Origin of the sequence: Pseudomonas sp. 02C 26, assembly GCF_002843585.1 — a bacterium.
In the GTDB taxonomy this organism is placed as follows: Bacteria; Pseudomonadota; Gammaproteobacteria; order Pseudomonadales; family Pseudomonadaceae; genus Aquipseudomonas; species Aquipseudomonas shirazensis.
The window spans coordinates 4,996,154-5,015,973 of sequence record NZ_CP025262.1 but is presented as its reverse complement, the minus strand read 5'-3'; the positions used below and the strand labels follow the sequence as shown (position 1 = coordinate 5,015,973).

13 protein-coding genes and 1 tRNA gene are annotated in these 19,820 nt (G+C 63.9%); 6 read left to right on the top strand and 8 right to left on the bottom strand.

Annotated elements, in window-relative coordinates; translation table 11 throughout:
- Positions 1 to 5: 5 nt before the first annotated feature.
- From CXQ80_RS22880 to CXQ80_RS22870, 3 genes are read right to left on the bottom strand one after another with little or no spacing between them, the layout of a single operon-like run.
- Positions 6 to 2,717, bottom strand: a complete 2,712-nt coding sequence (locus CXQ80_RS22880) for a virulence factor SrfC family protein (protein WP_101322606.1) — start codon at positions 2,715 to 2,717, stop codon at positions 6 to 8.
- Positions 2,714 to 5,794 (bottom strand): virulence factor SrfB, encoded by a 3,081-nt coding sequence (locus tag CXQ80_RS22875; protein ID WP_101322605.1) that lies wholly within the window; start codon positions 5,792 to 5,794, stop codon positions 2,714 to 2,716. The genes CXQ80_RS22880 and CXQ80_RS22875 overlap by 4 nt, the downstream gene beginning before the upstream one ends.
- 15 nt (positions 5,795 to 5,809) lie before the next feature.
- The gene (locus CXQ80_RS22870) at positions 5,810 to 7,273 is read right to left on the bottom strand and encodes an SrfA family protein (RefSeq protein WP_101322604.1); all 1,464 of its coding nucleotides are present in this window, start codon (positions 7,271 to 7,273) and stop codon (positions 5,810 to 5,812) included.
- Positions 7,274 to 7,483: 210 nt separating this feature from the next.
- On the opposite strand from CXQ80_RS22870, the gene CXQ80_RS22865 reads away from it, so the two are divergent.
- Both CXQ80_RS22865 and CXQ80_RS22860 read left to right on the top strand, forming a co-directional pair.
- Positions 7,484 to 8,389, top strand: coding sequence for a hypothetical protein (locus tag CXQ80_RS22865; RefSeq protein ID WP_101322603.1), 906 nt, complete (start codon positions 7,484 to 7,486; stop codon positions 8,387 to 8,389).
- A 35-nt stretch (positions 8,390 to 8,424) separates the two neighbouring features.
- A complete protein-coding gene (locus CXQ80_RS22860; protein ID WP_101322602.1) occupies positions 8,425 to 9,003 on the top strand; it encodes an LppP/LprE family lipoprotein in 579 nt (192 codons plus the stop codon).
- A 17-nt stretch (positions 9,004 to 9,020) separates the two neighbouring features.
- On the opposite strand, the gene CXQ80_RS22855 is transcribed toward CXQ80_RS22860, so the two are convergent.
- The 4 genes from CXQ80_RS22855 to CXQ80_RS22840 form a co-directional block, all read right to left on the bottom strand.
- Positions 9,021 to 9,302 carry a hypothetical protein gene (locus CXQ80_RS22855; protein ID WP_157831770.1) on the bottom strand — a complete coding sequence of 94 codons (282 nt, stop codon included), beginning with the start codon at positions 9,300 to 9,302 and terminating at the stop codon, positions 9,021 to 9,023.
- 42 nt (positions 9,303 to 9,344) lie between these two features.
- A tRNA-Arg gene (locus CXQ80_RS22850) sits at positions 9,345 to 9,421 on the bottom strand.
- 119 nt (positions 9,422 to 9,540) lie between these two features.
- Positions 9,541 to 10,404 carry an ABC transporter ATP-binding protein gene (locus CXQ80_RS22845; protein ID WP_101322600.1) on the bottom strand — a complete coding sequence of 288 codons (864 nt, stop codon included), beginning with the start codon at positions 10,402 to 10,404 and terminating at the stop codon, positions 9,541 to 9,543.
- Positions 10,401 to 12,005, bottom strand: a complete 1,605-nt coding sequence (locus CXQ80_RS22840) for an ABC transporter permease (protein ID WP_101322599.1) — start codon at positions 12,003 to 12,005, stop codon at positions 10,401 to 10,403. The genes CXQ80_RS22845 and CXQ80_RS22840 overlap by 4 nt, the downstream gene beginning before the upstream one ends.
- 298 nt (positions 12,006 to 12,303) lie before the next feature.
- Here CXQ80_RS22840 and CXQ80_RS22835 point away from each other — a divergent pair, with 298 nt between their 5' ends.
- Together CXQ80_RS22835 and CXQ80_RS22830 are read left to right on the top strand one after the other, a co-directional pair.
- Positions 12,304 to 13,356 carry an ABC transporter substrate-binding protein gene (locus CXQ80_RS22835; protein WP_101322598.1) on the top strand — a complete coding sequence of 351 codons (1,053 nt, stop codon included), beginning with the start codon at positions 12,304 to 12,306 and terminating at the stop codon, positions 13,354 to 13,356.
- 41 nt (positions 13,357 to 13,397) lie between these two features.
- Entirely contained in the window at positions 13,398 to 14,303 is a 906-nt protein-coding gene (locus CXQ80_RS22830; RefSeq protein WP_101322597.1) for a TauD/TfdA family dioxygenase, read from the top strand.
- 133 nt (positions 14,304 to 14,436) lie between these two features.
- On the opposite strand, the gene CXQ80_RS22825 is transcribed toward CXQ80_RS22830, so the two are convergent.
- On the bottom strand, positions 14,437 to 15,351 hold the full coding sequence (locus tag CXQ80_RS22825) for a LysR family transcriptional regulator (protein WP_101322596.1): 915 nt from the start codon (positions 15,349 to 15,351) through the stop codon (positions 14,437 to 14,439).
- Positions 15,352 to 15,507: 156 nt separating this feature from the next.
- Between CXQ80_RS22825 and CXQ80_RS22820 the strand changes: the two genes are divergently transcribed.
- Positions 15,508 to 17,880 (top strand): TonB-dependent receptor, encoded by a 2,373-nt coding sequence (locus tag CXQ80_RS22820; RefSeq protein ID WP_371918889.1) that lies wholly within the window; start codon positions 15,508 to 15,510, stop codon positions 17,878 to 17,880.
- A 17-nt stretch (positions 17,881 to 17,897) separates the two neighbouring features.
- Positions 17,898 to 19,574 carry an aryl-sulfate sulfotransferase gene (locus CXQ80_RS22815; RefSeq protein ID WP_101322594.1) on the top strand — a complete coding sequence of 559 codons (1,677 nt, stop codon included), beginning with the start codon at positions 17,898 to 17,900 and terminating at the stop codon, positions 19,572 to 19,574.
- Positions 19,575 to 19,820 lie beyond the last annotated feature (246 nt).

Below are 19,820 nucleotides of genomic sequence, written 5' to 3'. Positions count from 1 at the left end.
TACAGTCAGCTCGCTTCAAAGGTGTTCAGCAACACCGCCAACTGGCGGCGTTGCTCGGTGGTAATTTCCGGGTCGGCGCCGTTCTTGGCGTTTTCCTGGGTCAGCCAGGCCAGGCCCGACAGCCAGTCGACGAGGAAGCGCTGCTCCTGGTGTGACGGCTGCGCCGGCAGCTCCGGCAGTTCGCCTAGGGCCACGTTCTGGTAGAAGCCGAACACTGGCTGGCGCTCGCCGATCAGACAATTCGGGCGCTGGCTGAGTGGCTGCGCAAGCAGGCCGAACCAGGACAGGAAGTCGCGCATCAACAGCTGCACGTTCATCACCTGGCGCTGCACCAATTGGTCGCGCCGGGCGCCACCGAGGATGCGCCGGGTCACGGCCTGGTCGAGCTGTGCGAGGAAGGCCGGTCGGCGCACGGCGCTGATCAGCTCTTCGGTCAAGGCGTCGGCCAGTTCGCGGCTGATGCGCATGCTGTTCAGGCGCAAGGTCTGCGTGCCCAGCTCGCGCATGTGGCGGATCCACGCTTTAAGTGCGGCGCGGGCAAAGCGTTGTTCCGAGTTCAAGCGCTGGGCCAGCGGCTTGGCCGCGGTGACTGCAGCGGGCGCGGCTGCGGGGCTGGCAAACAGGTTGCCGAAATTGATCGCCGGGGCTTTGTTGGCCGGCGCCTTGGCGGCACTTTCCGGCTCGGGCTCTGCCTCGCCATCGATACCGTCGATGTCATACACGCCGCCCAGGTACAGCTCGCGCAGTTCTTCATCGGGCAATTGCAGGGCGTTGATCAGCTCGCTGATCGCGTCCGGATCGGCACCGAGGTTGTCGACCAGATATTGGGTCTTCTCGCGCTTCTTGTTCAGCAGCTGCTCGAAGTCCTCTTCGCGCCATGCATGCAGGCCGTGTTCGAGCAGATCGGCGCGGCACTGGCGCAGCTGTTCGTCGATGCGCGTCAGCTTGAAGTCGATGTCGCTGATGCCTTGGAAGCTGGCGCTGAAGCGGCTGATGCCACCGTCGTTGAGGGCGAGCATGGCTTGCCAGGCATCGGCCGGGTCTTTGATATGGCGCTGCACCGAGGGGCTTTGCGCAAAGCACTGCTGCAGCTGCTGCAGGCGCAACTCGTGGCGCTCGTTGAAGTGGGTTTCTTCGCCGCTGCCGCTGTCGCGCTCGATGAACGCGGTGTCCAGGCGCGGCTTGCGCACCAGGTAGGTGTTGTTGAACGGCCTGTCGGCCCACTCTTTCATCCATTCCTGAGCGCCGAAACGCTCGATCATGGTCAGCTTCATCATGTTCTCGCAGCCTTCAGGCAGCTGCCCTTCGCTGAGGCCGAGGGTGTTGCCGATGAAACCGTCGAGCATGGTCAGCGCCCAGATCAGGCCCGGAGTGCGCTGGCCGCGTTCTTTTGGCGTGGCGCCCTGGGTCTTGTGGATCCAGCGGGTCAGCACCGGGCCGACGCTGACCACTTCACTCTGCTTGAACGAGCTGGTGCACAGCACCAGGCCATTCATCTGCTGGGCGTCGGTGTAGCGCTCGAACAGGTAGGCGACCTTGCCGCGCAGGATCAGGCTGGAGGCCGGGTTGACCTCTTCGACTGCGTCCGGGCTGGCAGCGTCTTCCAGGCGCAGCAGCTTTTGCCGGGTCCGGTAGCCAGGGAAGTCGAGCAGATCGACCGCTTCGACCACCGGGTCCTTGGGGCTGTTGATCAGGCGGAAGGTCATCTCGGCAGTCAGCGCGGCGAGCTGGGCGACGGTCAGGCCGACACTGCCCTGGACCTTGTCGCCGTGCAGTGGCAGCACGCTTACCGGCAAATCGCGGCTGGTGCCGAGACGGCCAAGAATATCCACGTTCATGATGCTGTTGGTCGGCGTGTAGCTGCCGTTGTCGTCCTTCACCAACACGCTCAAAGGCGCATAGACGGTGTCGGGGAAGCCCAGCTTGTGCAGGCCGCCGACCAGCAGTTCATACACTTCGGTGAGCGCTGGCTGCTCGCCCCACAGCACCGAGAACAGCTTGGCGCGCTGGCGATAGCTCAGGTGCGGCGCGAGCTTGATTGCTCGTGGCCAGTAGTGGTCATCGAGCTTGCGTACCGATTTTTCGTAGTTGCCCTTGAGGTAGTCCCACAAGGCGACCACGTCGTCACCGTTGACGCCGGGATGCAGTTGCTCCTGCTCGCGGCCTTCGAAGCCTTTGAGCAGCGCTTGCAGGCTATCGTCGGTGAAGCTGTAGTCGAGCTTTTCCTGATCGAAATCCTCGAACCAGGCGTTGGCGAGAATCTTCGCCACTTCAACTTCGCTGAACAGCTTCAGCTCGACCGGGTAGTTGGCATCCGGGCTGGGCTTGGCCAGGCGGCTGAAGCGGGTAACCAGGCCGGTGGCTTCCTTGCCCAACCCGGTCGGGTTGATGTGCTCGATGAAGTCCAGGGTCTTGCCACCAAAGTCGGTTTCAAGCCGGCCGCGCTGATCTGCCGCCAGGGCCGAGATCAGGTACGACTTGCCCGCCTGGGACAGGCCGAAGAAGCCGATCACCATTGGCGTCGACGCGGCCTTGCGCAGGTCCTTGGCGCGGTTGCGCGCCTGGCGCAGACGCAGGCTCAGGCCATCGGCCTCGGCTTCCACGCTGGCGGCGTTGCCACGCACCTGGTCGATCCACGACAGGGCCTGGCCGGCGCCTTCATGGACAGCGCCCCAGGCGTTCATCAACTGTTGTTGCTTCGGCGTAAGGTCGCTCATTTTCCTTTGACGTTCCCGCTGTCGAGCCAATAGTCGCTGTCACTCAAGCTCATGGTTGGCATGGTATTGAGGGCAAGCTCCAGATCCCGGTCGTAATCGAAATCGGCATCCTGAATATTCGATTGCAGGTCGCAGATGATCAGCTTGTCGCTGATCAAACCCTGCTCCAGCAGTTGGTCCGACGGCTCCTCGACCTCCAGGCGCACGCGCAGTACCGGCGCTTCGCCGCCCTTGCCGAGTGCCTTGGAGAACGCGCTGCTGCCGCGCGGGGTGAAGCGCAAGGTGTACAGCGGCGAGGCCGACCAGCGCTCGGCCGACAACTGCCGATAGCCCAGGTGCATGTCGCCGCGCATTTCCAGCCACGGTGTGCCGCGCTGCTCGCCTTCGCCAACAATCGGCAGTTCGATCCGGCCTTTGGCCGACTGCAGGTTGTGGTAGAGCACGTCGGCATGCTTGATGGTGCCGGCGGTGTCGATCTGGCCGAAGTGCTTGATGATCGAGTACGGCTTGAGCTCGACGGTGCGGAAATAGAAGTTCGGCACGCTGTGCTTGGAGCACAGCAGGCAGATCATCGCGCCGACCGAAGCGGTGCTCTTCGGGTCATCGATCAGGCCGTTGCGGTGGAACGGGTACCAGCCGCCGGTGCGGTAGTTCTGCAGCGGCAGGATGCGCCCTGGCGGCAGCGGCAGGCGCTGGCGGATGAACGCCTGAATGCCCGGCAGGCGCGACGGTCGGCCGGTCAGCAGGAGCATGTCGCAAGGGTAGTGCGAGATCACTTCGCACAGCTCGGCGAGGATCCGGGTGATGTTGATCTGGCCGCCGATGAAGGCCGCATGGACCTGCTCGAGGTCAAACGTGATCGGCGTCTGCAGCAGCTCCAGCGTGCCTTCGCGGCCGACTTCGCGGCGCACTGCGGCATTGACGAACTCGAGCACGCTGTCGTTGATCACGGCAGTGCCCAGCACCTCTTGCCAGGTCTGCTCGACGACGTCCTGCGGTTGCGCCGGGTCGTAGTTCTCGTACGCCTTGAGCAGGGCCAGACCCAGCGGCACGAAGATCTGCAGGTTGAGCTGCTGACGCAGGATGCGCTCTTGCGCCGAGGCATCACCGTTGCCGCACAGGCGCGACATCATCGCGTCCGGCGCACTCACGCCAGCGCCCTGCAGGGCCTTGCGGAACGACGGCAGGATGAACTCCTGGATCACGTCGAGGAGGATGTCGTCGCCAGCCACCTTGAAACCATCGCGGAAACGCTGGTTCGGCACGATGTGCGCGTTGGCCCCGGCGCCGCCGTTGTTGCCACGGTCGAGGCGGTAGTCGGTGATCACCAGGTCAGTGGTGCCGCCGCCGATATCGATCGTGGCCAGGGTGATCTGCTCGGCTTCCTGCTTGTCCGGGCGGGCGAGGGCGGCGAAGAATTCTTCCGGATGACCGGCGAAGTTCTCGTTGACCTCGTTGTACAGGTACACCAGCTGGCCGCAGCTGGCTTCATCCCAATCGACGCGGATGCTTGGCAGCGGCGTGCGCGGGACGATGCTCTTGTCCTTGAACGGGTTGCTCTCGCCGGCATGCCAGCCAAAGCTCTTCCAGACCAGGCCGACGGCTTCGTACATGCGGTTGCTGAGGATGCTGCGCTCGGCTTGAGGCATGCCTGGCGGCACGGTCAGGGTGATGCTGTTGAGGCGGCGCGGCACGCGCGCGTGGCCCTGGCGCGAACGCTGCGCCGGGCTGTTGATCTGGGCCAGCGCCTGGGTGACCACTTCGGCCAGCATGAAGGTCATCAGGTTGCTGCGCGAATAGCGCGGGGTGAACACCGGCATGTCGTTCTTCGGCGGCAGGTACAGGGCCTGGCCGAGGTCGTTGATCAGGTGCGCGAACGGTGCGGCGGTGGCCAGCGGCTCCTTGTCGCTCTTGACGTAGGAGGTATTGAAGCGCCAGCCATGGCCGTAGGCCTTTTCATCCCACAGGTAACGCTTGGGGCTGGACAGCCCGGTCGAGCCTTCGGTACCGCGGCGGCGGCTGGCCAGGCGTCCGGCTTCGCCACCGACGCGGGCGATGGTCGGCCACTGGAAGGCATTGTGGCGGCCGCTCTTGACCGAGAAATTATCCTTGCCGAAGTAGGCCTGGGTGAACTCGACGCGGCTTTCGAAGGCTTCGTTGTAGACCTTCTCCGGCTCGCTCAGGTCGCGCAGTTCGAGCACGTAGTTGTGACGCATACCGGAGCCTGCCTGGCCGTGGTCCTCGATGAGGATGCCGCAGGTGCGCGAGTTGCCCACATCGAGTACCAAGTCGACCGGGATTGGCTGCACCACACCCTGAATCTCGTTGGCGACAACCTTGATTTCCGGGATTTCGACCTTGGGCTTCTCGACGCTCTGCTCAGCCGGCACCGGCCGACGCAACAGGCTCAGCAGGTTGAGGTAGTGGGCCAGGTGACGGTTGCCCTGCAGATCACGTTCAAGGCGCTCGCGGGTCCACTCGGCGCGGGCTTCGCCATACAGCTCGGCAAGCCACTCGCGGATCCAGCCGTGGGTCAGGAACCAGCCGTATTCACGGGCGCTGCAGGCCAGCTTGAAATCGACCCCGGAGCGCACGTCTTCTTCGTTCGGCGCCAGGTAATGAGCACCGGCCACTGCGGCCATGATGCGCGTATCGAAGGCCAGAGTCAGGCGATGGGTATTGCCGTCCAGGTCCGGCTCGGCCAGCTTGACCAGGCGCATCCGCGACCAGTTGTTGGGGCCTTCGTCAAACCGATGCGGGGCCATGAAGCGCAGGAACGGCAACGGCAGCCAGACGCCATCGAACAGCTTCAGGCTTTCTTCCATGGCGACGCGGAAGTGGTTGTCGTCGCTGCTGTCGAATTCGACCTGGACGACCTTGTCCGGCTCCGGCTCGTAGAAGTCCTTGTACTCGCGCGACCACAGCAGGCGCGTAGGCACCATGCCGTTGTTGAGCTGGACGAACTTGCCCGCTTGCTCGCCGTCCGGGCCGAGACGCAGGGCGAAATCCATGAATTGAATGCCGGTATCGCTGACCAGCGTGACCGTTTCTTCGAACTGGGTGATTTCGGGCAACATCTTCTGCGTCTCGTATTATTGGCCGGCTTGTTTCATCAGCATCGGGAAGGCGTCGGCGCCATAGTTGCCGGCGCAGTCAGCCGGGCCGGATGCGCCTGGCTTGCAATTGACCTGGGGCAGGTCGTAGCTGCTGCCGTCAGCACAGGCGGCTTGGCCGGCACTGGTGATCGACAGCTGACCTTGATTCATGGCCGCCGAAACCGGTGCCTGGCAGCGCACGCCATCGGAGCGGCTGACGGTGGCATTGCCTTTGCCGTCCTTGAAGTCGTACTTCAGGCGCAGCGGCTTGCTGGTGCCGACTTCCTGGATGCCGGCACCGGCCCAGTCGCCATTGAGGAAGCTGGCGGTGCCTTCGGCGGCGTCAGGCGGAATGCTGAGCAGGTTCGCCTGGGGAGCGGGCGCAGTAGGTTCTGTTGGCAGTTCGGGTGGCGTCGTGCTCGGGCCTGGCTCGGGTGCAGGCGCAGGTTCCGGCGCTGGCGCTGGGGCGGGTTCAGGCTCAGGCGCAGGCTCCGGGGCGAGCTCAGGCGCGGTGGTATCGCCCGGCACTGGCGGTTCAGGTGTTGGCTCGGGTGCAGGTGGCGTTGCATCTGGATTGCCGGCCCCTGGGCCAGTGCCGCCAGCGTCTGGCAGGCCAGCACCGGTGCCCGGCACTTGACCGGTGCCAGTACCCAGGTTGCCAGTGCCGCTGCCGCTGTGAGTTCCAGTGTCGATCACTGGCGCTTTCGGATTCAGGTCAGGCAGCTGCAGGCCCGGCACATTCAGGCCCGGCCAGCAGCTGCGCAGGCCGAACAGCAGCAGCAACAGCAGCAAAAATGGCAGCAGCCACCACCAACCCAGCCGGCGCCACCACGGCGCGGCGGCAACCGGCACTGGCGGCGCAACCGGCGGTACTGGCGCAGGAGCAATCGGTGGCACGGGTGGCGGTGCGATCACTGGCTCGGCGGCTTTGGCGGCACGCGGATACAGGCAATGCAAGGGCTGGCGGCTGCGCTCGGCGCCGGCATGGATAAAGCCCCAGAAGGTCAGGACCGGGCGGCCATCCACCAGATACACGAAGTTTTCGTCGGGAAACGGCACCACACAGGTCAGCAGCTTGCCGAACACTGTGTTGTCGCCCTGCACGGCATTGCGGGCGCCGGGCAACGGCGCGCCGTTGGCATCCAGGCCGAGCATGCTGTTGCTCAGGTCATTGATGCGCAGCTGCAGTACTTCGAGCTGGGCTCGGGCAGGCGCTCGCTCTTCTTCGGTAGCGCTGCTCCAAGGGATCACATCGCCCGGGCGCTCGCTGTACCAGTCAAGGGTGCTGCCCAGGGCGTCCGGCTGCGGGATGGCCAGGTGCTCGACCAGGTGCGGATGCTCCGGGTACTTGCGGCGGATCGCCTCGCGCAGCTGCAAAGCGGCACGATAGACCGGCTGGCCAGTCTCTCCCAAAGCGGTAAAGTTTTCACTCTTACCACTGCGTAGCAATACTCCGCGCATCCTTGTAGACCCTACCTAGTCTTGTATCGATCCGTTTCAGTAATCACACCTTGATACTGAATAGCCGCGCAACACTACTTGCAAAGTCATTTAGCCGTCAATTTAAGTTAGATGGCTTTTTGACGTCATTGCCCCGGCTTGCGGTTAAACTGCCCGCACCCGGTCAGCGGTACCGGCTGATCTGCCCTTGCACAATGGAGCGTGACCACGATGAGTCTCTGGGATGACCTGAAGAAAAAGGCCTACGACGCCAACCCCGAGCTGGCTGCCAAAGCCGCCCAGGCGCTGGACAAAGCCCGTGACCTGGCTGTCGAGGCCGGGCAAAAAGCTGCGCCGATCCTCAAGCAGGCCAGCGACAAGGCCACCGTCTACGCCCAGGAGAAAACCCCGATTCTCAAGGCCCAGGCGCTCAAGGCCATCGACGACGCCAAGCTGCGCCGCGCCCAGTTGCAAGAGCAGGCCAAGCGCGACAAGGCCGCTCGCGCCGAAATGATCCGCACCATGTACGACATCACCCTGGCGCCCGACGACGTCAACTTCATCGAAGAGCCGTTCAACCACTTCGAGCGCCAGTTGGGGTTCTTTGTCTTCAATGGTGAAGTGCTCGACAGCCAGAAGCGCAACCAGACCCACCTCGACGCCTACCACTCGCACCGCACCACTGGCGGCACGATGTGGCAGGGCACCGGCTCGACTGGCAGCAGTTCGTCGAGCATGCAGGTGAGCACCCACAACGTGCAGGAGCATGAGTTCTGGGTGCGCCTGGAAAACGGCAAAGAGTCGTGCTTCCAGCTCAACAATACCCAGGTGCGCATCCGCCCCGGCCAGCACGTCAGCCTGCTGTTCGTGCATAACGCCGGCAACCAGAACGGCACCCTGGTCGCGCTGTACAACCACAATGCCGGGGAAAACTTCACCGTCCTCACCCCGGCGCAGATCAACCAGGCGTTCGACCTCTACACCCAGGCGCCGGGGTTCTTCAATCAGCGTGAAGTCAACGACACCCGCAACCGGCTGTTGCAGGCACTCGACCTGCGGATTGGTCAACTGGTGCGCTACATGGCAGTGCACGGCGACCGCCGTAATGGGCAAGTGATCGAAGCAGAACAGGATTGATTGGCCGAGGTGGCTCGTCACACAAGGAAAACGGCATGAAGCTGAAATTGGCTGTAGCAACGATTGGCATCCTGGCCTTGGTAGGTTGCGATGCGGGGAACGAGTCCAAGCAGGCTGCGCTCAAGCCCGATGCGCAGGCATCAGGGCAGAGCACTGCAGCCGCTGCGCCAGCGCAGCCGAGCGTACAAACGGCAGAAGCCGATGAAGCGGCGCTAAAGGCCGCCATCGACCAGATGGTTGCGGACGAAATCGCAACCGACGGCGGCAGTGAATACGACGAAGGCCGTCAGGTACTGGAAGTGGATCTCGATGGAGATGGCGTCGAAGATGCCGTGGTGCTTTACACCATCGAAGGCCAGGGCGGTGGCAATGGCTCGTTCCAGACCCTTGCGGCGCTGTACCGTGATGGCAACAGCTGGAGCGCCAAAGGCAAGACCATCCTCGGCGGCGCCACCGACCTGCAGCTGCTCGGCCCGAACCTGATCGGCGTGACCGTGTTGACTCACAGCGACGAAGATCCACGCTGCTGCCCGAGCCAGGAGAGTGTGGTCAAGTATCAGTGGAATGGTGCAGCCTTTGCCGAGCTGCCGGATACGGTTAAGTCAGCGGGTTGACGCTTGGTGCGCTTCGCTCAAGCTAAGTGATATTCAGCCCCAAGCAGCGCCGCAAAGCTGTCTTTGGCAGGGTGGCTGCCAGTGTGCTTGTTGCAGATGAAGTAGTTCTGCACTGGCGCCAGGTCGGCGAAGCTGAAGCCGCTGATGCCGTAGCTGGCAATGCTGGTGATGTTCACCTCTAGCCCGTGCGGCGTCAGCCAGCGTTGCAGCGACTGCCGGTACGGGCAGCCCTCAGGCCACATCAACCAGGTTCGCCCCTGCAATGGCTTGTCGCTGCTTGGCAGGCGAGGTCCGCACAAACGAAAAAGCCCCGGGACAAGTCCCAGGGCTTTTTCTTGATATGGCGCACTCGGCGGGATTCGAACCCACGACCCCTGCCTTCGGAGGGCAGTACTCTATCCAGCTGAGCTACGAGTGCAACGCGGCGCAATGATACCCATCTTGGCCTAGCGCGTCCATCGCCTTGATCTGTAGCCGTTTTCGTTGTGAAACATACCCAGCGGCACTACGGGCACGAATGTCGGAGCGGTGCTTACCTCACAAGGCAATCAACTCCGGGCGCAAGCCCTCGACCCGCTGCGACGCGGGCTTGAAGTAACCGCCGTCGCCGGTGATCTGATGCAGTACCCGCTCGCGCAAACCATGCAGCGCCACCCCGGTGCGCTGGCGCGGGTGCGGCAGGTCTATCTCGACCACCGCCTTGATCCGCCCGGGGCGCGGCTCCAGCACCACCACCCGATCCGCCAGATAGGTGGCCTCTTCGGCATCATGGGTGACCAGCAAGGTGGTGATGCCGGAGCGCTCGCGGATCGCCAGCAGTTCGTCCTGCAACTGCTGTCGGGTCAAGGCGTCGAGTGCGCCAAACGGCTCGTCCAACAGCAGGATGCGCGGGCTGGCGACCAGCCCTCGGGCGATTGCCACACGCTGGGCCATGCCGCCAGACAGCTGGTGCGGATACGCCGTCTCGAAGCCAACCAGACCCACCAACTGCACGAACTCATGCACGCGGCGGGCGCGTTCGCCCTGGCTCAGTTTCTCGTTGACCAGCCCCAGGCCGATGTTCTGCTCGACTGTCAGCCACGGGAACAGCCGGTGCTCCTGAAAGACAATGCCGCGTTCGCCGCCGATGCCCTGCACCGGCTTGCCATCGACGTGAATGCTGCCGCTGTAGTCGGTATCCAGGCCCACCAACAGCCGCAGCAAGGTCGACTTGCCGCACCCGGAGGCGCCGACGATGGCAATGAATTCGCCTTCGTTGATGGCCAGGTTGAAGTTGTTGATGGCCTCGAAGGCCTGGCCATCGACGGTAAAGGTTTTGCCGACTTGCTCGAAGCTCACCAGCGCTGGCGTGGTGTCGGCTTGATTGGCGGCGTGCAGGGTCGAGGTGTTGAAGGCGTTCATGCAGTTCTCCAGCGCGTGGCGCGCGATTCGAGGCGTTGTCCAAGGTTGCCGAGCAGGGCGCCGATCAGGCCGATCAGGATCATCGCCGCCATCACCTGGTCCATGCGGAACAGCTGCTGCGCGCCGAGCATCAGGCTGGCGATACCGCCATCGGACGGCATGAAGTATTCCGCGCCGATGGTGCCCAGCCAGGCGTAGATCAGCGACAGGCGCAGGCCGGCAAATATTGCGGGGGCAGCGCCGGGCAAAATCAGCAAGCGCAAGCGCTTGGGCAGGTTCAGGCCCATCACTTGGGCAGCCTCTGCCAACTGCGGCGACAGGCTGGCGATGCCGCGCTGGGTTGCAATGAACAGCGGGAAGAACGCCGCCAGGCCGACAAACACCAGCTTGGCCGCTTCGCCCAGGCCGAACCACGCGGTGAGCAATGGCACCCAGGCAAAGATCGCCACCTGGCGCAGGGCTGACAGGGTCGGCCCGAGGGTTCGTTCGGCGGGTTTCGACAAACCCAGCAGTACCCCCAGCGCAAAGCCTGCACCGCCGCCCAGCAGCAGTCCGCTCAGTGCCCGCTGCAGACTCAAGCGCAGCGCCTCCAGCAGCGAGCCATCGGCGATGCCTGCCTGCAGGCTGGCCAGCACGCCCAGTGGCGAAGTAAGAATATTGTCGTCGACCCAGCCAAAGCTGCTGGCCGCCTGCCACAGCGCCAGCAGGCCCAGCGGCAACAACAAGCCTTGCCAGGCCCGTGGTAACTGCGCCCGGCCTTGCTCGCCGGTAGCCGCTTGCGGCCAGAACAGCAGGCGCCGCTCCAGGCTGCTGAAACTGCGGTCCATCAAGAACCCGACCGCGCCGATCAGTACGATGCAGAGGAATACCAGATCGAGCATGAACAGCTGCCGACCCCACACCATCAGGTAGCCGATGCCCTCGCTGGAGGCCAGCAGCTCGACGGCCAGCAGCGAGGTCCAGCCTGTCGCCAGCGCCAGCCGCACTCCCGCCAGAAACGACGGCAGGGCAGCCGGCAACAGCAGCCGACGGAACAGCAAATGTGCCGGCAGGCGCAAGGTCGCTGCGGCTTCCCGCAGTTTGGGTTGTGCATCGCGCACGCCCACCAGCGTGTGCAAGGTCACCGGCACCACTACCGCCTTGATCAGCACCACCAGCTTGAGCAGCTCGCCGATGCCGAAAAACAGCATGAACAGCGGGATCCAGGCCAGCGTCGGGATCTGTGCCAGTGCGATGAACGTCGGCATCACCAACGTCTGCGCCCTGCGCGAAGCGCCCAGCCAAGTCCCCAGCAGCAATCCGCCGGCAATCCCCGCGAGCAACCCGTAAAGCAGCCGCTGCAAACTTATCCACAGGTGCCCCCAAAGCTCGGCACTGCCAAACTCCAGCGCACTCTGCCAAACCAGCGCCGGCCCCGGCAGAATCTGCTCGCTCATCCAATGCCAACGGCTGGCCACCACCCACAACGACGCCAAACCCACTGGCACTATCCAGGCCAGCCACCCTTGGCCGGAGCGGTCATGTCGGGGCGCCATGCCGGACGCAACAGGGCTGCGCAGCAGCCCCAGCAATCCCCGTCCCTGTCGCAAAATGTCGCCCATCGCGCCCTCCAACAAACCGCAATTAACATATTCAATAAAAGAATAAAAAATTACGCATAGATAATTTCAAGACATAAGAGCATGCAGGCCACGCATCGAGAACCCCCCAGCCAATGCGTTCTACTCATATTTCAAATGCACGTTCCGCAACCCCGGCGACACACCCCGCCAACCCTGATTTATGCCTTTTAGTTACTAAAACATGCACATTCAGTCTTTGTTACTTCTAACCATCCTTGCCTAGCTTCTGCCCAAAGCGCCGGCCCTTGCCGGTGGCAGCCTGCCAAGGAGCCGTGCCATGAAAACCCCACTGCGTCACCTACTCACCCGCTTCGCGCCGACCGTGCTGGCCGGCCTGCTGAGCAGCTTCGCCCTGACTGCTCAGGCTGCCGAAGTCGACAGCATCCGTATCGCCGTGCCCGACCTCAGCGCCGGCAGCAAGCCCAGCGCCGGTGGCGTGGTCGACGTGCTGCGCAGCCAGCAACTGCTGGAAAAGGAATTCGCCAAAGACGGCATCAAAATCGACTGGCACTTCTTCAAGGGCGCCGGCCCGGTGATCAACGAAGCGCTGGCCAACGGCCAGGCCGACTTCGCCTACCTCGGCGACCTGGCAGCGATCATCGGCAAGGCCAATGGCCTCGATACGCGGGTGCTGTCGGCTGGTGTGCGGGGGGTCAAGAGTTACCTCGGCGTGGTGCCGGGCTCGGGCATCAAGACCCTGGCCGACCTCAAGGGCAAGCGCGTGGCGGTGTTCCGCGGCACGGCCAACCAGCTGTCGTTCGCCAGCGCGTTGGCCAGCCAGGGCTTGTCCGAACGCGACCTGAAAGTGATCAATCTGGATTTCAACGCCGCCAATGCCGCCATCGCCGCCAAGCAGATCGACGCCACCTGGGGCCTGTCCAACCTGCTCTCGCTGCGTGAGCGCGGGCTGGTCGAGCTGCCGGTCAGCTCACGCGACCTCAAGGGCGCCGGCAGCACCCAGGCGGTGCTGCTGGGCACCGGCGAATTCATCCGTCAGCACCCCGAGCTGACTGCACGTTTGGTCAAGGCCCAGGAGCAGGCCAGCCAATGGCTACGCGACGAGCACAACCGCCAGGCCTACATCGAGCTGGTGGCAACCACTGCCAATTATCCGCGGGTGATTCTGGAAGGCGACCTGGCTGACGAAAACCTCTCCGAGTACTTCGATCCACGGCTGGACGCCGAGTTTGTCGGCTTACTCCAGCAAGGCGTCGATCTGGCTGCCAAAGAGCGCTTGATCCGCCGCGGCTTCCAGGTCTCCGAATGGATCGAGCCACGCTTCCTCGACGCTGCCCTGGAACAGACCCAGGCCACCCAGGCCGCCCGCTGAATCATCACAACGCTCGTCATATGACCGTGAGGACCACCGCTATGAGCAACGCCGCACTGGCTACCGCGCCACACACCGCTGCACTGGAAATCCTGCCGATTGGCGGCCGCATCGGCGCCGAGATTCGCGGCATCGCGCTGTCGGCCGAGCTGGACGCCGCCAGCATCGATGCCATCCAGGCTGCTCTGGTGGAACACAAAGTGATCTTCTTCCGCGCCCAGCATCACCTCGACGATGCTGCCCAGGAAGCCTTTGCCAAGCGCCTCGGCGAACCAGTCGCACACCCGACCGTGCCAGTACTCGACGGCAGCCATTACCTGTTCCAGCTTGACGGCGCCGAAGGCCAGCGGGCCAATGCCTGGCACACCGACGTGACCTTCGTCGATGCATACCCGAAAGCTTCGATCCTGCGCAGCGTGGTCGCTCCCGCCGCTGGCGGCGACACCGTCTGGGCCAATACCGCAGCCGCCTACCGTGAGCTGCCCGAGCCGCTGCGCGAGCTGGCCGACAAGCTCTGGGCCGTGCACAGCAACGAATACGACTATGCCGCGGCCAAGCCGGATGTCAGCCCGGAGAAGCTCGAGCGCCACCGCAAGGTGTTCACCTCGACCGTTTACGAGACCGAACACCCGGTGGTGCGTGTGCACCCCATCAGTGGCGAGCGCGTGCTGCAACTGGGCCAGTTCGTCAAACGCATCAAAGGTTATTCACAGGCCGATTCGGCGCACCTGTTCGCTGTGTTGCAAGGGCATGTCACTCGCCTGGAAAACACTGTGCGCTGGCGCTGGCAGGTCGGCGATGTGGCGATCTGGGACAACCGCGCCACCCAGCATTACGCGCTGGACGACTACGGCACCCAGCCGCGCATCGTGCGCCGGGTGACCTTGGCCGGCGAAGTGCCGGTGGGGGTTGATGGCCAGTTGAGCCGCACTACTCGCAAGGGCTGATATGGCCGGGGGCCGCTTTGCGGCCCTTCGCGGGTGAACCCGCTCCCACAGGATTCTGCAGCGCCGCCGAAATCTGTGGGAGCGGGTTCACCCGCGAAGGCCGTGAAACGGCCCCAAGATCGACCTGAAGCACTCAAGTCTCGCTATCACAGGCAAGCAACTGCCTGACCAACCCCTGCGCCAACGGCGACAAACCATACCCCACTCGGCTAACCACGCCATACCGTGTATAGCACTCATCTTCCTGCTCCTGGCTGAGGTCAACCAGCTCCAGCGCCACCAGCCCACCTTCCCCCTGATACGGCCGCAGATTGGCGCTGCAGGCGATGCCGATGGTGTCCGAGTGCGCGACCACATTGAGCAGCGCGTAACCATGCTCACACTCGACGCTGGGCAAAAAATCTTGCCGGCCACTGAGGTCGCTGAGGATCTTGCGGATGTTCGGCGGGCGGAAGGTGGTCGCCAGCGGATAGTCGAACAGGTCCCGCGCGCGCACCTCGGCTTGAGCCGTGAGCGGATGCCCGGCGCGGCAGCAGAAGTGCCAGCGCTGCGGCGTCAGCTTGTGCACGCGGTAGTCCGGGTCGGCTTCGAACTGACGCGTGTCGGCGACAAAGAACTCGATCTCTTCGGCCATCAACCGGCGGTTCAGCGCCTGCCAGTTATCCACCTGAAAACAGGTGCGCGCCGCCGGGTATTCGGCAACGAACCGCGCCACCGCCCGCGGTACCAACCCGCCGGCCGGCGCCGGCCCCGAGCCGAAGCGCACCAGGCCGGTCGTCGCGCCGTTGAACTGGTTGATCTCGTTGGCCAGGTTGTGCGCGCCATGCACCAGCCGACGCGCGTGCTCCAGCACCAGCAAACCCTGCCGGGTCGGTGCCAGCTCCTTGCTGGCGCGGTCGATCAGGCGACAGCCGACGTTGTGCTCGAGGGTCTGAATGCTGCGGCTGAAGGCCGATTGCGACAGGCTCACGGCAACGGCCGCAGCGACGAAGCTGCGGTGCTCGACCAGGGCGATGAAGTGGCGCAGTTGGCGCAGATCTATATGCATTTTCTACATGGAAACTTTCGGTGAAATGCAATTGGCAGGAAGGGTTGTGAACCTTATAAAGGGTGTTACTTATTCCACAAAATATGAATTAAACATATTTATAGATCCAATAAGAATATAAGCCTGCCAGACCGCGATTCGGTTCCGCCAACGGAAATGCTCGCCAAGGCCCACGCCTCTAGGAGCACCCGTATGTCTCGACTTTCCCGCTGGCCCGCCCGGGCCACATTGTTTGCCCTGCAGCCGCTTGCCGCCGGGGTGTTGCTTGCGGCGGCCAACAGCAGTTTTGCTGACCAGCCCGTCGGCGCCACGCCCGCGGTGGAGGCGGGTGCCCAACTCGGTACGGTCACGGTCAACGCCCGCCGCCGCGAAGAAACCGCGCAAAGCGTGCCGACCCCGATCAGTGTGCTCAGCAGCGAAACCCTCGAAACCCAGCGCATCTACCGCGTGCAGGATCTGCAACAGCTGGTACCGAGTACCAACGTCTCCTACGTGCATGCACGCCAGTCGAGCATTTCCATCCGAGGCCTGGGCAACAACCCGGCCAGCGATGGCCTCGAAGGCAGCGTCGGCATCTATCTGGACAACGTCTACCTCGGCCGCCCGGGCATGGCCGTATTCGACCTGCTCGACGTCGAGCAACTGGAAGTGCTGCGCGGCCCGCAAGGCACCTTGTTCGGCAAGAACACCACCGCTGGCGTGCTCAACATCACCACGCGCAAACCCACCTTCCATACAGAGGGCAGCGTGCAGACCTCGCTGGCCGAAGATGGCTACTGGCAGACCCAGGCCAGCTACTCCGGCCCGCTCAGCGACACCCTGGCCGGGCGCATCAGCGCTTACCGCACCGAAGACGACGGCTATGTGAAGAACGTCTACAACGGCGACGACCTCAATGGCGGCAAGCGTCAGGGTTTTCGTACCCAGTTGCTGTTCAAGCCCAACGAGACGTTCAACCTGCGCTGGATCGGTGAGTACAACGAAGAGGACTCCAACAACGGCATCCTCAGCCTGTACAGCACCGGCCCGACCATCAATGGGGTCAACCGCTATGAAAGCCTGGCCAACCAGGCCGGTGCGACGCTGGTGTCGGGCAAGGACCGCAAGGTCAATTTCGACTCCGATCAGCAGGTAACGGTGTTCCAGGGCGGCACCTCGGTCGAGGCCAACTGGACCCTGCCCAACGACTTCACCCTCACCTCGATCAGCGCCTACCGCTGGTGGGACTTCACCCCGCGCAACGACGACGGCCTCAACGTGGCGGCCAGCTACAACGCCGGCGTGTCGGTGCGCGACAAGCAGTACTCGCAGGAAATTCGCCTGGCCTCGCCGACCGGCGGCTTCTTCGATTACGTGCTCGGTGCCTACTACTTCAAGCAGGACCTGGACAACAAATCGTTCAACTACTACGGCCCGCAGGCGGACATCTGGAACGCCACCCCGGCGGGCGCGCTGGCCAACGTCACCACGATCGGCAACGGCCACATCGATACCGACAGTTACGCGCTGTTCGCCCAGGGCACCTGGCACCTGACCGACCGCCTCGACTTCACCGCCGGCGTACGCGGCACCTATGAAGAGAAAAGCGCCTGGGTCGACCGCGCTGCGCCCAGCGGTGGCGCGGCGGTTACCGGTGCGGCCGCTGTGGCGCGCAATGGCCGGGTCGGCGCCTACGACTCGGGCGACCTCAATCAGTACAGCTTCAGCCCGACCGGCCTGCTCAGCCTGAGCTACCGCTTCAGCGATGCCGTGCTTGGCTACGCCAGCCTCACCCACGGCGAGAAATCCGGCGGGGTCAACCTTACCGTCGGCGCCGCGCCAAGGCTGGGCACCGACTCGTTGCTGGTCGGTACCGAGCGGGTCAACAACGCCGAAGTCGGGCTCAAGACCACCCTGTTCGACAACCGCCTGCAGCTCAACAGCAACCTGTTCTGGGCCCAGGTGCATGGCTACCAGGCCAACGTCTACGACCAGGTCAACCGCGTGCAGTACCTGGCCAACGCCGGCAGCGTGCGTTCGCGCGGGGTCGAGTTCGAAGCCACGGCGCTGCCGATCCAGGGGCTGACCCTGAATTTCAACGGCTCGTGGAACGACGTGCGCTACACCGACTACAAGGACGCGCCATGCCCGCCGGAAGTGAGCCTGGCCAATGCCACCGCTACCTGCGACTTGTCTGGGCATCAAGTGGTCGGCGCCTCCAAGTACATCGCCAACTTCAACGGCCAATACAAATGGCAACTGACGGATCGCATCGAACCCTACGTCACCGCCAGCTACGCCTTCCGCTCGCGGGCGGTGGGCACCATCGATGACTCCGACTTCGGCCAGATCCCCAGCTACGCGCTGGTCAACCTCTCTACCGGCGTGCGCCTGGACCAAGGTGACGGCGTCGTCGACCTGTCGCTGTGGGTGAAAAACGCCGGCGACAAAACCTACTTCACCAGCCTGTGGAACTCCGCCAACGGCGGTTATGCCGGCGTGCTCGGCACCCCACGCACCTTCGGTGCCACCGCCCGTTACGACTTCTAAGTACAAGGAGCTTTGCCATGAATGCCAAGACCGAAACCCTCGACCTGCCCGAAGGCGCTTGCCTGACTGCCAAGGTCCCCGACCGTGACGAAGCGCTGCTCGGCGACGTGGTGGTCAACCCGTACCGGCTGGCGCCGCTGACCGCGATCATCCGCGATGGCGGCCGCGCGATCAGCGCCGCCCATGTGCGCGTGCGCGGCCGTGGCGAGCGCGGCGTGGATATCAGCTACGACGTCAGCGACCGCTCGCTGTGGACCTACGGCGGCATCCCGGTGTTTGGCCTGTACCCGGACCACGTCAATCAGGTCGAGGTCAGTTACAAGCTCGACGGCGAGCGCATCCGCGAGCAGTACCAGATCTACGCCCCGGCCGTGCGCCTGCCGGTGGTGGCCAAGCAGACCGCCGCCCTGCCTGAAGTAGTACCGGTCAAGGTCGCGCCGGGCTTCGAGCAGCGCCTGTACCTGTTCAACCACCTGCTCGGCGATATCCCCGGTGGCCGTGCCCTGAAATGGAATGCCCTGGGCGGCGCTGCCGAGTGGGACCAGGTCGGCAACAACTGGATCGCCGACAGCAATGGCGACGTGCGCTGGTATCTGGACATCGAACAGATCCACGACTCTAACCGCCGCGATGGCCTCGGTGGGACCATGGGCTTCCAGCAGACCCGCGACGGCAAACTGATCTGGGGCCAAGGCCAGACCTACTCCAAGTACGACCTGCTCGGCCGTCAGGTGTGGCAGCGCAACCTGCCGGACAAGTTCGCCGACTTCTCCCACGAGATTCGCGAAACACCCCATGGCACCTACCTGCTGCGGGTCGGCACCAGCGACTATCGCCGCCCTGACGGCAAGCGCGTGCGCTCGGTGCGCGACCACATCATCGAGGTCAACGAAGCCGGCGATGTGCTGGAGTTCTGGGACCTCAACCAGATCCTCGACCCGTATCGCGGCGACCTGCTGGAAACCCTCGGCAAGGCCGCCGTGCAATTACCCGCCGGCGTGGCTCGGCAGGACAGCAACCTGGCCAATGAACTGGCCGAGGGCGACCTGCCGTTCGGCGACATCCCCGGAGTCGGCACCGGGCGCAACTGGGCCCACGTCAATGCCATCGACTACGACGCAGATGACGACAGCATTATCATTTCAGCACGCCACCAAGGCGTGGTTAAGATCGGTCGCGACAAGCAGGTGAAGTGGATTCTGGCCTCACCGCAGGGCTGGCCGCAGCGCCTGCGCGACAAGGTGCTGACGCCGATCGCCAGCGAAGGCTTCGACTGGTCGTGGACCCAGCACACCGCCTGGCTCACCGGCAAAGGCACGATGACTGTGTTCGATAACGGCTGGGGCCGCGACTTTGCCGCGACCAAGCTCAGCGGCAACTACAGCCGCGCCGTCGAATACCGTATCGATGAAGCCAAAGGCACTGTCGAGCAGGTCTGGGAATACGGCAAGGAGCGCGGAGACGAGTGGTACAGCCCGGTCACCTCGGTGGTCGCCTACCGCCCGGAAACCGACACCCAGTTCATCTATTCGGCCTCGGTCGGCTTCCTCACCAAGGACAAACTCACCACCACCACCCTCAACGAAGTGCGCCGCGGCACGCAAGAGGTGCTGGTCGAGCTGAAAGTGAATAGCCGCCAACCGGGCAGCGTCGGCTACCGCGCGCTGGTCATCGAACTCGACAAGGCATTCTAAAAGCGTACAAGTACCTGTGGGAGCGGGTTCACCCGCGAAGGGCTGCGCAGCGGCCCCACATTATCAACTCCGCCACTGACATCGCCGGGCCCGCTTTGCGGGCCTTTCGCGACACAAGGCCGCTCCTACACCAAGACTGCGCCATTCCGCAAATATCCGCCGCGCCAGCGTCGCTGGCCTTTCACGACGCACGGGGCTACTGTTGTCGGGCCCTGCGCGGGCCACGCAAGGCTGGCGAAAATCGGA